This is a genomic window from Lysobacter capsici, from assembly GCF_014779555.2.
In the GTDB taxonomy this organism is placed as follows: domain Bacteria; phylum Pseudomonadota; class Gammaproteobacteria; order Xanthomonadales; family Xanthomonadaceae; genus Lysobacter; species Lysobacter capsici.
In genome coordinates this window covers 4646558-4661328 of record NZ_CP094357.1, presented here as the reverse complement: position 1 = coordinate 4661328, position 14771 = coordinate 4646558, and the positions used below count along the sequence as shown (strand labels likewise).

The 14771-nt window shown below is 67.1% G+C and carries 3 protein-coding genes; 2 read left to right on the top strand and 1 reads right to left on the bottom strand.

What is annotated here, in order from left to right; translation table 11 throughout:
* Positions 1-21: 21 nt before the first annotated feature.
* Positions 22-342: a hypothetical protein gene (locus tag IEQ11_RS19085; RefSeq protein ID WP_191823202.1), complete on the bottom strand. Its 321-nt coding sequence runs from the start codon at positions 340-342 to the stop codon at positions 22-24.
* A gap of 219 nt (positions 343-561) precedes the next feature.
* On the opposite strand from IEQ11_RS19085, the gene IEQ11_RS19080 reads away from it, so the two are divergent.
* Together IEQ11_RS19080 and IEQ11_RS19075 are read left to right on the top strand one after the other, a co-directional pair.
* Positions 562-14460, top strand: a complete 13899-nt coding sequence (locus IEQ11_RS19080) for a putative Ig domain-containing protein (RefSeq protein WP_191823203.1) — start codon at positions 562-564, stop codon at positions 14458-14460.
* Entirely contained in the window at positions 14457-14732 is a 276-nt protein-coding gene (locus IEQ11_RS19075) for a DUF6966 domain-containing protein (protein WP_036112801.1), read from the top strand. The genes IEQ11_RS19080 and IEQ11_RS19075 overlap by 4 nt, the downstream gene beginning before the upstream one ends.
* Positions 14733-14771: the final 39 nt, after the last annotated feature.

The window sequence follows — 14771 nt, the reverse complement described above, 5'->3', positions numbered from 1 at the left end:
TGGGGTGGGGTAGCGGCGCGGTTACGGCTGCGGCAACAACAGCAGCAACAACAGCAACAGCAGCAACAGCAGCAACAGCAACAGCAACAGCAACAGCGAATCCCCCCTGCCCCCCTTTTCCAAAGGGGGGAACAGCGATAGCGACAGCAATGGCTTGGTTATGGCTATGGCTATGGCTATGGCAATGGCAATAGTGAAGCTGTCGCCGCCATCGCGACCACAAGCCCAATCATCCTCGCCGTTGCTTTTCCCCCCTTTGGAAAAGGGGGGCAGGGGGGATTCGCTTTTGCTTCTGCTTGCACCCAAGCCCCTCTCGCCGCCCCAAAAACTCACCCGTTCCACCAACCCAACCCCCGCCCATAAAAAACCAGACTCGTAACAACCAGAAAAAACGGATCACCCAATCCGCGAAATTCCGCAGGCAATTTCCGCTTCTGCTGGCCGCATCGCAAAACCGCATATTCCCGGCCGAAAACATCTAAACCCGCGCACCTTCGGCGCGGATGAATTCCTCGAGAGGCCCGACCAATCCGGGCCGTAACCACGCTCGAGGACAGGACGATGGCGGCAGTGATTTCAGGCAGCGGGCTGGGACTGTTCAACAGCTCCTTCAGCCAGATCGGCAAGGGCCTGGGCGCGAGCGCGCGTTACGGGCAGGGGCAGGACAGCCAGTACGTCAACATCGCCACCGGCAATCTGCTGCTGCACAGTTTCGACGATCAGGTCGTGATGCGCGGCATGACGGTCGGCTTCAGCCGCACCTACAACAGCCGCGGCACGTTCGCCGACGCCGGCAGCGACGCCTGGTTGACCGGGTTCGAACGCCGGATCGAATTGATCGGCACGCTCAACCAGGCCGGCAGCGTGATGCGTCGACACAGCGGCGACGGCTCGTATCAGGATTTCGCCTACGCCGGCAACGGCCTGTATCGCTCGACCGTCGGCGACGGCGCGCACGACAGCCTGCGCCGCGACGGCAAGACCCTGCAGTGGCTGTACGAGGAAGGCGATACCCGGCTGGAGGAAACCTACGCCGATCCCGCCACCGGCGGCCGCCTGACCCGCATCCGCGATCTCAAGAGCGATCCGCAGCAGCCGACCACCTGGAACCTGAGCTACGACCCGCAAGGGCGGGTGACCGAAGTCGCCGCCAACGACGGCAACGGCAACCTAAGCCGGATGCAGTTCACCTACGCCGGCGCCAACCTCGCCAGCGTCACCAGTTATTCCGGCAGTCAGGCGGTCGGCCGGGTCTGGTACGGCTACGACGCGGCCGGGCGGTTGAGCACGGTCACCCACGACCTCACCCCGGGCAAGACCGGCGACGACGAATGGAGCGCGACCGCCGCCGTCAATGACGGCCATCTGTTCCGCACCGTCTACAGCTATGTCGATGCGAGCAGCCTGCAGATCGCATCGGTGCAGCACAGCGACGGCGCCGTGGTCAGCTACACCTACGACGCGCTCGGCCGGGTGCGCACGCTGACCCGCGGCGATCTCAACGACAACGACGCCGACGGCCAGGGCCAGACCCTGAGCTTCGCCTACGACACCGGGGCACGTTCGACCCGGGTCAGCGATTCGACCGGACGCACCTGGGTCTATTACTACGACGAAAGCAATCAACTGATCGCCGCCGAACAGCCGTCCGCCGGCGGCTGGCAGGAAACCTACACTTACGAATACGACGCCGACGGCAATCTCACCGCCGCCATGGTCGACGGCGCGGCCGGTCGGGTGTATCGCTATGACGCCAACGGCAATGCGATCGAGCAGCGCGAATTCATTTCCTCCGGATTGCGGGTAATCACCCGCGTCACCGAGCGAAGCTTCAACGCGGCTAATCAGGTCACCAGCGAAACCGTCTACGAAGTCGACGAGGGCGACATTCTCGGTCGCGCCAGCGCAGGCGCCGGCGTCAGCAGCGAAACCGGCAAGAATGAGGCGCTGACGCCGCCGGCGAACGCGCTGATCACCCGCTATATCTACGACGCGGCCAATCGCCTGCGCTTCGTGGTCAATGCCGCCGGCGAGGTCAGCGAGAGCGAATACGCCAGCGCCGGTTTCGGCGTCGGGCGCATCCTCAAGGCGCGCCAGTATCTGGACGCGACCTACACCGGCGCCTACACCCTGGCCGCGCTCGAAGCCTGGGCAAGCACCGCGCCGCGCAAGGCCAACAGCGGCCTGACCCAGTACAGCTACGACGCCTTCGGCAGCGTGGCTTGGCGCCGCTACGCCGCGGTCGACGCCGCCGGCAACGGCATCGCCGGCGATGCGGATCTGATCGAAGACTATCGCTACGACGAACGCGGCCGCGTGCTCGAACGCAGCGCGTCCAGCGGCGTGGACTTGCGCCGCACCGTCTACGTTTACGATGGCATGGGCCGGCTGCTCGCGGAGAAAGTGTTCGATCGCAATGCCGTGGCCTTGCAGTCGCGCAGTTGGGCCTACACCGATTCGCAGCGGCTGGCGACCGCGATCGTCGAAGGCGGCGCGGTCGACGATGGCGACATCAGCAACGATCGGGTCCGGATCGAACAGCGCGACGCCGCCGGGCAGGTGGTGCTGGTGAGCGAACGCGCGCTCGGCGGCCCGACGACAACGCGCGAAACCCGCAACCTTTACGACCGCGCCGGCCTGTTGCGCGCGGTGCAGGACGCCAACGGCGGACGCAGCTATCTGTTCTACGACGTCGAACGACAACTGGTCGGCGAGGTCGACGCGACCGGCGCCCTGGTCGAATACGTCCGCGACACCTTCGGCCGCATCGTCCAGACCGTGCGCTACGCAACCGTGCTCGACACCCGCGCGTGGATGCCGGCGCCGCCGGCCTCGCCGAATCTGGCCCAGGTACCGACCGACATCGCCCTGGTACGGCCGACCGCCACGCCGCAGGATCGCACCGTCACCACGTTCTACGATCTGCTCGGCCGCAAGAACGTCGAAACCGATGGCGAGGGCCGGGTCACCTATTTCAGCCACGACCTCAACGACCGTCTGATCCGCACCCGGCAACTGCCGCGCGTGAACGCGCCGCAGAACGAAGAACGCATCGCTCGGTATTTTTACGACGCGATGGGGCGCGAACTCGGCCGCCTCGACGCCGAGGGCTATCTGGTCGAGCACAACTACGACCTCGCCGGCAATCGCACCCGCAGCGTCGCCTACGCGAGCGCGGTCGCATCGAACCTGCGCGAAGCCACGCTGGGCCAGATGCGTCCGGCCGCCACCGCGCAGGACCAGGTCACGCTGTGGTTCTTTGACGGCCGCGGCAACACCTTGGCGATGCTCGACGCCGAGGGCTATCTGACCCAGTACCTGCGCAACGAACGCCTAGCCCAGGACACCACCCGCGCGTTCGAAACCCAGCTGACCGGCCTGACCGGCACGGAAACCCTGGCGACCTTGCTCAGCCGCGCGCAGGCCGGACGCGTGCGCGAGACCCGGCGCGGCTACGACGCCTTGGGTCGGCTGACGGTGCAGACCGATCCCGAGGGCACGGTCACCCGCAACACCTATGACGCGCAAGGCAATCTGGTCCGCACGGAACTCGCGGCCGACACCAGCGAAGTGCGCGAGGGCCGGCTGCGCTACAACGTGTTCGGCGAATTGATCGGCGAACTCGGCGGCGAAGGCACCACCCGTCTGCGTCCGGACATGACCCAGGCGCAGATCGACGCGGTGTTCGCCCAGTACGGCACCCGCCACAGCTACGACGGCTTGGGACGGCGCATCGAAAGCATCGATGCCGACGGCCACAAGACCTGGTACTTCCACGACGCCGACGGCCGCCCGACCTACACCGTGCGCGGCCTGCCGGGCACGAGCGGCGTGCTCAACGCGCGCGGCGAAGTCAGCCAGGTCCGCTACAGCGCGTTCGGCGATGCGATCGAAACCACCGCGTATACCGGCTTGCTGACCATCGCCGTGCCCGGCGACCGCGACAGCGTCGCCACCGCGCTGACCACCCTGGCCTATACCGCCGCCAGCGATAGCCGTCGCAGCTACAGTTACAACCGCCGCGGCCAGCTCGCCGAAGTGCGCGACGCCGAAAACGCGGTGCTGCGCTACAGCTACAACGGCCACGGCGATCGCACCGTCGAGCAGCGCGCATTCGGCACCGCGCTCGAACTGCGCATCGACAGCAGCTACGACAACCGCGGCCTGATCAAGACCCGCATCGAAGCGCCGAACACCGTCTTGCAGCGGCAGTTGTCGTGGAGCTACGACGCCTTCGGCCGGGTCGTCGCCGCCAGCGACGCGCGCGGCGCGACGACCACGTTCGGCTACGACCGTCTCGGACGTCAGGTCAGCCGCAGCCAGACCGTGCAGGGCCGTGCCGAAACCTGGATCAGCAGCTACGACGCCTATGCGCGCATGCTGAGCCAGACCGATCCGAACGGACGCGTCACCAGCTATTTCTACGACACCGCCGCGCGCAGCATGCGCGTGACCACGCCCGAAGGCGTCGAAGTCACCACGGCGTACACCCGCCACGGCCAGCAGTTGTCGGTGTCGCAGGCCATTCCCGGCGGCGGCATCGCGGTCACCAATTACCGCTACGACCGAGACGGTCACTTGCTGAGCGTGACCGATCCGCTCAACAAGCAGGCCGTCAACGAATACGACAGCCGCGGCCTGCTCAGCGCGAGCGTCGACGCCAGCGGACGCCGGGTCGAACTGCGCTACGACGCGGTCGGCCGGGTTTTGCAGCGCATCGAGGATCCGCAGCAACTGGCGTTGACGACGAGCTATGTCTACGACGGCCAGGGCCGCAACCAGCGCGTGACCGATGCGAGCGGGCGGGTCGTGCAGCATCGCTACGATCGCGAAGGGCGCCTGCTCGAAACCGCGCTCGATCCGGACGACCTGAATCTGCGCACCGGATATTCCTACGACGCGCACGGCCGCCAGCTCACCGTCACCGAAGGCGCCGGCACCGCCCAGGCGCGCACGGTCCGCTACGACTACGACGTGCTGGGCCGTCGTATCGGCGAGGTGGTCGATCCCGCGGGTCTCGCGCTGACCACGGGTTACGTCTTCGATGCCAACGACAATTTGCTGCGTCGTTATGTCATCGATGAGGGCAGCCAACGCTACACCCAGCGCAGCTATTACGACGAAGCCAACCGGCTTATCTACAGCGTCGATGCGACCGGCGCGATCGTCCGCCGCTGGTACGACCCGGCCGGCCGCGAGGTCGCCACGCGCGCCTACCTGGAGGCGACCGCGCCGGCCGGGCTCAGCGATACCACCACGCTCGCGCAGTTGAATGGGCTCAGCATCGAGCAGGCGGGTGACCAAGGCAGCTACATCGTTTACGACGGCGACGGCCGGGTGCGCTACCGCATCGACCTGCACGGCCGCATCAGCGAAAGCCGCTATGACGTGGCCGGGCGCCTAGCCTCGGAATTGACTTACTCCAACACCATCGCGATCAGCGACGCATTGCGGCAGCGTCTGCGCGCGGGCACCGTCCCGCCGCAGGACATCGCCGCCCTGATCGTCTCGAACGACGCGCGCATGGTGAGGCATGTCTACGACGCCGTCGGCCGCGAGCGCTACACGCTGGTGCAGGACAGCGCCAGCACCGCGACGGTCAGCGAACGCCGCTTCGACGACAGCGGCCGCGTCGTCGCCGAAAACCTGTACGGCGTGCGCATCCCGATCAGCACCGCGGTTTCCGAAGCCGCGGTGACCACCGCGCTCGGCATCGCCGGCGGCACGGGCAATCTGCGCCAAACCCGCTATGTCTACGACCAGGCCGGCCGCGCGCGTTACACCGTCGACGATGCCGGCGCGGTGGTCGCGCGCGAGTACGACGAAGCCGGGCGCGTGACCGTGGTGCGGGAGTACGAGGGCCTGATCGCCGCGGCCACGCCGATGACCGAGACCGGGTTGAGCCTCGCGGTCGCCGGCATGCGCCAGCGCATGACCGTCACCCGCTACGACAACGCGGGCCGGGTCGAGCGGGTGACCGATGCCGCCGATCAAGTCGAGCGCTACACCTACGACGCCTCCGGTCTGCTGATCGAACTGCTCGACAAGAACGGGCGGGTGTGGACCTACGGCTACGACGGCGCCGGCCGCCGCATCACCGAGACCAGTCCGCGGGTGGACGTGTCGACGATCGACGCCGACGGCGTGGTGACCACGCAGAACCGTTCGATCGTGACCCGCACCAACTACAACGCGCTGGGACAGGTGCTCTCGCGCAGCGAGGACGACGGCACCGCGCAGGCGCGGATGACCCATTACGAGTACGACGCGGCCGGCCGGCAAAATCGCACGGTGTTCCCGCTGGCCGGTCGCATCGATCCGGCGACCGGCGCGCTGGATATCGGCGGCACCCGGCCCAGCACCGAGGTCGGCTACGACAGCCTCGGCCGCGCGGTGGTCAACAAGGACGTGTCCGGCCGCTACAGCTACAAGGTCTATGACGATTTCGGCCAGTTGTACCTGGACATCGACCCGGCCGGTTACGTCACCCGCTACGAATACAACGTCTTCGGCGAACGCACCGGCCTGTACCGCCACGCGACCGCGTTCAATTTCGGCGCCTTGTCGGGCTGGTCCGCGGGCCATGCCATCAGTTATGCGCAGTCGGTCAACGGCGTGGTCTACGACGCCGCCAAGGACCGCGGCATCACCACCTTCTACGACAAGCGCGGCCAGGTGGCGCGGGTCGAACAGAGCCCGCTGGAGTATTACCGCGACGACGGCACCGCCGCGACCGGTCGGCCCACGACCGCGTACGAGTACGACGCCTACGGCCGCAAGGTCAAGGAATCGGTGTTGCTGCAGGGCACCCGCGGCCAAAGCGACGCGCGCTGGGCCGACAGCTATTTCTACTACGACGACCTCGGCCGGCTGCTGTTGAGCGTCGACGCAGAAGGGTATGTCACCGCCAACGAGTACCACCCCACCGGCGAACTCAAGCGCCGCGTCGAATACGCGCGCGCTATCGCGACTTCGAACCTGAGCGCCGCGACGCCGCCGTCGTTGCCGGCCAGCGGCGACGACATCGTCGGTTTCGACCGCATCACCCGCTGGGAGTACGACCCGCTCGGACGCAAGCACCGCGAGTACATGCAGCGTCATTTCGCCGACAGCCAGGGCAGTTCCGGCGTGCGCGAGGTGATGAGCCAGTTCGAGTACGACGGCCGCGATCGCCTGATCCGGCTGAGCGACGACACCGGTGTGACCAGCACCGTGTACGACGCGCTGGGTCGTGCGATCAACCTGACCGAACCCGCCCGTAACGTGCTCGCCGCCGATGCCGACGCCCAGTTGCGCAACGGCGCCGACCTGGGCGTGGGCACGCTGTATGCGTGGGCCTCGCCCTACACCCAGATGCGTTACGACGCGTTCGGCAACGTCATCGAGACCCGTCGTTACGCCAACGGCCTGCGCGCGGGCGGCGCGGTCGCCGACGACCAACGCGATCAGATCGAACGCGTGCGCTACGACGGGCAGGGCAGGGCGGTGGTCGTGTTCGTCAAGCGCGAAACCGACACCGGCACCGGCATCGCGAACGGCAACAGGACCTACCTGATCTACGACGACGCCGACCGCATCGTCGAGCGTTGGTCGGTGCTCGACACCGATCTGGCGGGCGGAGCGGTGCGCGTGCACGACCGCTTCCGTTACGACGCGGCCGGTCGCCAGTTGGAATCGCAGCGCACCCGCGAATCCGCGGCCGGCGCGGTGCTGGCCACCGATCTGCTCGAAACCGTGGGCTACAACGCCTTCGGCGAAATCGTCAGCAAGCAGTACGGCGACGTGGCCGGCGTGCTGGATTACCGCTACGACCTGGCCGGACGCCTGCTCAGCGACGACGAAACCGGCGCGATCCGCTCCTATGGCTACAACCTGGCCGGCCACCGCGTACGCGAGGCGCATTTCGTGCTCGGCGCGGCCGGTGTCGAATCGGCGGTCACCCGCTTCGGCCTGGACCGCCTGGGCCGGACCATCGGCAGCGAACTACCCGCCTATCAGGACGGCGCCGCGCCGAAGCCGACCACGAGCCGGCAACTGGACCGCTGGGGCAACGTGCTGAGCATCGTCGACACCCGCGGCTACCGCACCGACTACCGCTACAACGAACGCGACCAGGTCACCCGCGACGAACGCCCGTTGGTGGAAGTGGTGTCCGAGAGCGGGGTTCGCCAGTGGCTGCGTCCGGTCAATCAGTGGTTCTACGACGCGCTGGGCCGGCTGGTCGCGACCCGCGACGCCAACGGCAACACCCGCACCAACGACTACGACGCGACCGGACGCATGATCGCGTCGGCCGATGCCTTGAACCAGAAAACCTTGTTCGCCTTCGACGCCCTGGGCAATCAGCGCCTGACCCAGAACCCGATGGGCTATCTGACCTACAAGGACTACGACAACCAGGGCCGCATCGTCGGCATCGGCGATTATCTGCCCATCGGCGCCGGCATCGCGCGCGAACGCAAGAGTCTGCAGCGTTACGTGCTCAATCAGAACGGCGACCGCAACGGCCTGTACGACGCGCTCGACAACCTGGTCCGCTATCGCTACGACAGCGCCGGACGGGTGGTGCGCAGCCAGAGCGCGTCGGGCGCGGTCAGCACCTACGGTTACGACGACCAGGGCCGCAAGATCGCCGAGTTCAACGGCATCGACACGATGAGCTGGAGTTACGACGTGCACGGCCGCTTGATCGCCCATCGCAACCTGGGCGGGCGCGACCTCAGCAACGAGTACGACGCGGTCACCGGTCAGCTGGTGAACGAGCGCCAGACCGGCGGCGCCGGCCTGGATGTCGTCGACGGCGCGCGACGCACGACGTACTACCCCGATGGTCGGATCAAGGCCGTCTACGAACAGGGCAGCACGACGCCGAGCTATCGCTATGAATACGACGCGGCCGGCAATCGCGTGGTCGAGGAGGTCGATACCCGCGATGCGTCCGGCCGGGTAGTGCGCACCCGCACGCGCACCGTGTACGACAGCAACAACCGCATCCAGCGCGTCTACACCGACGAACTGGGCAGCGGCGGCACGCCGACCAAACGCATCTTCGATCTGAGCTACAGCTACGACGCGGCCGGCAACCGCCGCAGCGTCCGCGCCAGTTCCGGCTACGGCCCCAATGCCACAGGCGTGGGCGCCGAAAACACGCGTCCGCAGGTCGTGCAGACGCCGCCGGCGCGCTGGTTGCGCAGCGGCCAGAACGCGGAATTCTCGATCGTGTTCAGCGACATCTTCCGCGATGCGGAACAAGACGCATTGACGCTCGGCGTCGGCCGCGCCGACGGCTTGCCGTGGCCGTCGTGGCTGCAATTGAGCGGGCCGGACGCCAACGGCCAGGTCCGTTTCATCGCCAACCCGCCCGCCGGCACGGTCCAGCAAATCGAAATACGCTTGAGCGCGACCGAGAACCGTCCCGGCGGACTCAGCGAAGCGACTTCGTTCGTGCTGTCGGTCGGTGCGAATCGCGCGCCGACGGTAATCGACACGGTCGAACCGGTGCTGCGCGCCAAGGTCGGCCAGTCATGGGCCCGCGATCTGCTCGCCAGCGACTACTTCGTCGACCCCGACCTGGGCGACGTGCTGCGGCTGGAACTGGAAAGCGCGGTGCCGTCGATCTCGAGCTGGCTCAGCGCGTCGGCGGACGGCGGTCTGCTGCGCCTGCGCAGCACCCTGCCGCCCGCCACGCCCGGTGACTACAGCTTGCGCCTGCGCGCAACCGACCAGGGCGGTCGCAGCGCGATCAAGACCGTGGTGATCCGCGTCGTCGCCAGCACCGCGCCCACCGGCCCGAACACATTGCCGCCGCGTGCGGCGACTATTGGCCGTCAATTCGACTGGAGCATGCCGCTGTCGTCGGTGTTCACCGACGCCGACGGCGACCGCCTGAGCATCGCCACGATCGGTTTGCCGAACTGGCTGTCGTTCCAGCAGACCAACGAACAAGGCCAGCCGCAGCTGCGCCTGAGCGGCCGCGCGCCCGACGATGTCGCCGCCGGTCACGTCTACACGTTCCAGTTCAAGGCCAGCGACGAAGACGGCAACAGCAAGCTCGCCAGCCTGTCGATCACCTTGCGCGCGTTCAACACCGACCCGTATCTGGGCGGCACGATCAACGACGCGGACATGGTGTTGATCCGCGACGGCAGCCATTACCCGCCGCCGTTGCCGGCCTTCCTCGACAGCGACGGCGACGTCGTGAGCGTGCGCCTGACCGGTTTGCCGCCGGGGCTGAGCTTCGATCCGGTCACGCGCCAGATCGGCGGCAACGCGGCGTTGGGGACCTACTGGCTGACCTACAGCGCCGACGACGGCCGCGGTGGCAGCGTCAGTCAATCGCTGCGGGTGATCGTTCGCGACAACGCGCCGCCGACCGTGCCGGCGTTCACTCCGCCCAATCCGCGCCAGGGCGCTGCGTATCGCTATGTGATCCCGGAATCGTTCGACCCGGACGCGCCGGTGGATTACTGGGTCAATGCGCAGCAGTTGCCGCCGGGGCTGAGCTTCAACCACCTCACCCGCGAAATCACCGGCGTGCCGACCGCGCAGGGCAGCTTCAACGTGACCATGTCGGTGTGGGACCGCTTCGGCGCGACCACGGTGACGAGTTTCGCGATGACGGTGACCGCGCCGGCGGCCAATCAGCCGCCGGTGGCGACCGTGGCGTCGGCGTCGCTGACCTTCGAGATGACATCCAGCAACTCCGAGCCACCGGATCTCACCCTGGATGCGGGCTTGTTCGTCGATCCCGACGGCAATCCGATGAGCTACATGATCTCCGGACACCCCTCGTGGCTGCGGCACGAGTTCGGCCCCGAGGGACATATCTTCCACGCCGACCGGAGCGCATGGCTCGCCCAGCCCAGCAGCTTCACGCTGACTGCGGATGACGGCGAGGGCGGTCGGACCGCGCTGAACATCACCGTTCGGGTCCGACGGGCCACCCTGCTCGAACAGCCGGGGATCGACCCAGCGGTGGAATCGTTCGAGTTCGACATGGGCACTGGCCTGCCGCTGCTCGGCCAGAAAGCCGATTCGGGCGTCGAGCCGGGCGTGGTCGAACCCGGCGGGATCGAAGCCGCCGTCCCGGTCGAAACCAAGGAGTATTGGTACACCTACGACGCCGAGAACCGGCTCAAGATCAACAACGGCGTCCTGCAGGCTGGGCAGATCGTGCTCACCCATGCGGAGCCCGAATCCTACGAGCTCAAGTACGACGCCGCCGGCAACATCGTCGCGCGTTTCAGCCTGCGCATGGCCGCGCCGGGCGCGACCGTGCCGACCTTGCGCGTGGAGCGTTCGGTGTACGACCTGCGCGGCAATCGCCAGATCGAGTTCCACCAGCAAGTCGCCGCCGGCGGCGTCGATGCCTACCAGGGCGTGCGCAAGCGTTTCACGTACGACGACAACAACCGCGTGACCGAGGTGCGCGAGTACTACGCCAACTCGATGAATTTCGACATCGGCGTGGATGGCGCGCAGTGGATCAGCCTGGGCGGCTGGCTGTCGGCGGCGGAGATTTACGTCTACGACATCGACGGCCGCCTGATGAGCCTGGACACCAAGGGCCGCGCCGCGCTCAACGTCAGCTGGATACGTCCGGCCCACAACAACAACCTCGCCGCGCAGTACACCGACCTGGGGGTGCTGCAGGCCAAAACCTACGCCGACTACCGCATCAACACCGGGCGCCAGCCCAACGGCCCGCTCGCCGACAACCGCGCCACCGGTTACGACGCGGCCGGCCGGCTGATCCGCTACGACTACAGCCCCGACGCCAGCTACGCCAGCACCCAGCGTTACAGCTACAGCTACTACGGTTGGGACAGCTACCAGGAGAAGACCGTCACCGGTACGCGGCCGGCGCAGCCGGCCCAGCCGGCCACCACCAACACCCTGACCTACGACAGCTTCGGCCGTCTGCGCTCGCAACTCGAACACACCCGCTTGAACAGCGGTTCGATCGAGGACCGCATGCGCTATTACAGTCACGACGGCGATGGCCGGGTGCAGACCCGGCGCGAAGGCGTAATGCGTAGTGGCGTGTTCACCCAGGACGGCGCGGGCGGGCCGGGCAATTACTTCCTCGTCCACGCCGGCGGGCAGCAACAGGCCGAACTGCGCGAGGGCGTGCAACTGAGCAGCGGCCTGCCCAGCCGCCAGATCCAGAGCCTGGGCGGACGCGGCTATTACCAGGCCGGTGGCGACACCGTCGTCGCCCAACCCGGCGACACCCTGCGTTCGCTGGCCCAGCGCGTGTATGGCGCCGAGCAGTTGTGGTATCTGCTCGCCGACGCCAACGGCCTGGGCGATCCCGATCAGGAACTGGCCGCCGGCACCCAGTTGACCGCGCCGGATACGACGGTCGCGCACAACGACGCGTCCACCTTCAAGCCCTACGACCCGGCCGCGGCGATCGGTCCGACCGCGCCGGGTTTGCCGATGATCGCGCCGCCGCCGAAGAACCACTGCAACGCGGTGGCGATGGTGTTGATGGTGGTGGTCGCGGTGGTGGTGTCGGTCGTCACCTACGGCGCCCTGGCCGCTCCCGCCGCGGCGTGGGTGGGCAGCGCCACCGGCGGGGCGATCCTGGCCGGCGCCGCCGCCGGCGCGGCCAGCAGCGTGGCCAGCCAGGCGGTCGGCAGCGCGACCGGGGTCAGCAGTTTCAGCTGGCGCAACGTCGCCGCCAGCGCGGTCGCGGGCGGCATCACCGCCGGCATCGGCGCGACTTCGTTCGGCGAAGTGATGACGAGGACCGCCCAAGGCAAAGCCGCGCTGGCCGCGATCGGTTCGGCGGCGAACTATGTCGGCCAGAAAGTCGCCGGCCTGGACACCGCTTTCAGCTGGCGCAACGTCGCCGCCAGCGCGGTGAGCGCCGCGGTGTCCAGCAAGATCAACGGCGCGCTGGGGCTGCAGGGCGAGGGCTTCGCGGTCGGTTTCGGCGCGAATCTGACCGAGGGCGTGGTCAGTCTGCATGTGCGGCAGGCGTTCGGCCTGGATGGTGCGGGCGATTACGGGCGGATCGCGTTGGATGCGTTCGGCAATGCCTTGGGCAATTGGGTCGCGAGCAACGCCGGCGGCGGTGCGAAGACGCTCGAAGCGAGACTGTCGAAATCCATGGCGGCGACGCAGCGTCGCCTGGACGCCGAGATCGAGCGCGATACCGCGCTGAGCGTCGGCGCCGACCTGGACCGTCAGTTCGCCGGTCTGGCGGCGTCCGCGGATATGGGCTTGTCGGCCGCGATCGATATGCAGGCCGATGCCCGCGTGAACATGTCGCAATGGTCGAGGCAGAACTTCGCTTCCACCCAAGCCGACCTATATGCCGTGGTAGGCGGTCGCGGACGGCTGGCGGCGGCTTCGTTCGCGAGCATGGCCGTGTCGGCGTCCGGCAGCGGGGTGGTGGCGGTCGGCGATATCGATGCGATGGTGGAATCGCTGCCGGTCGATCAGAACCCAGGCTTCTACAAGGACGACAGCATCGTCCGTCGCAATCTGGCCGAACAACTCGAGCACGCGCGCAACGCCGGTGTGCTGGAGCGAGCGAGCTGGTATCTGAGCGAGCATCGTGGTCGCGTCGGCGAGCCCGAGGGCTTGACCGATGCCCGGCGCGAGCTGCTAGCCTTCGAGCAGGCACCCGACTTCATCCCGCTGCAGGCCGTGCAGGACTACTACGGCCGCATGATGGCCTACGACGCCGGCGAGCTCGAGATGTCCGCGCAAGAGGCCGCGCGCCTGCGGCTCACCTTGAACGCGTTCAATCGCTTCTACATGGGCGATACGCCACTGCCGCTGGCAGGGCAGAGCGAGGCGGAAACGGAGGCGCAGCGGCGCTTCGCCAACGATGTCGGCATGAGTTTTCTGGGGGTGTTCGCGCTGCCGGCCATGTTGACCCGTGCAGTGGGAGGTAACGAAACCAGAGTGGGAGCCGCGCTTCAAGCGGGCGCCGTCGTGCTCGACCTGTACAGTTCCCGCTCGGGAAGCGCGCGCGGTCCCCTGCGCCTGGCATCGCGTTCCAGGACAGGCCGTCAGGACATTCCAGGCAGCAGGCTGGGCAAGCTCAGCGGCGAGTATTCCGCGATGAATCCGGGGCCGTTGGATGACGGCATGGCGGGGACCTTCGCTGGAGGAAGATACAAGGCGGTGGTGCTCGATAAAGATACGGTGTTGTATCGCGCGGGTACCCAGAGCCAGCCGCTGGGCCAATATTTCAGCAGGCAATCGCCGTTGGGCGTGCTGCAGACGCGTATCGACAAGGCCGTGCTGCCGCAGTGGCCGGGCGGCGGAAAGTCGCCGATCGATACGGTGTTCGCGGTTAAGATCCCAGCCGGCACCGAGGTGTATGTCGGGAAAGTGGGGACGCAGGGCGGCTTCTATGTCGGCGGTACTCAGCAGATCGTCGTGCGCAAGCCGTGGCAGATTGACGGTGTTCAAGTAATCGATTGGAAGCCACTCAAATGACCGAGCTTCGGGAAATACAGGCGTTGTTGGATCGGATGGTCGACTTGCTCAATCTGGCCGCGCAGCCTGACTGGGCCGGCGCGTTGGAACGACATCGCGAGGCCATCGGGACGGCGCCGGACATCACCAAGGCTCGAATACTGGCGATGTATGGCGGCATGGGTTCGCTGAACGATGTGGTCCTGTACAAAAATGGTCAGCCCTTGTCTCGGGAAAACAACGAATTCGATGAATTGAGGATTCGACTTCATGAGCTCTGCCGCGCAACTTGAACGCCAGACGTGGGCTTTAGCTGAGTGAGTGCGCAGGGC

Coding starts and splice junctions, on each gene's coding strand:
- IEQ11_RS19080 (WP_191823203.1), top strand. CDS start 562: ATGGCGGCAGTGATTTCAGGCAGCGGGCTGGGACTGTTCAACAGCTCC.
- IEQ11_RS19075 (WP_036112801.1), top strand. CDS start 14,457: ATGACCGAGCTTCGGGAAATACAGGCGTTGTTGGATCGGATGGTCGAC.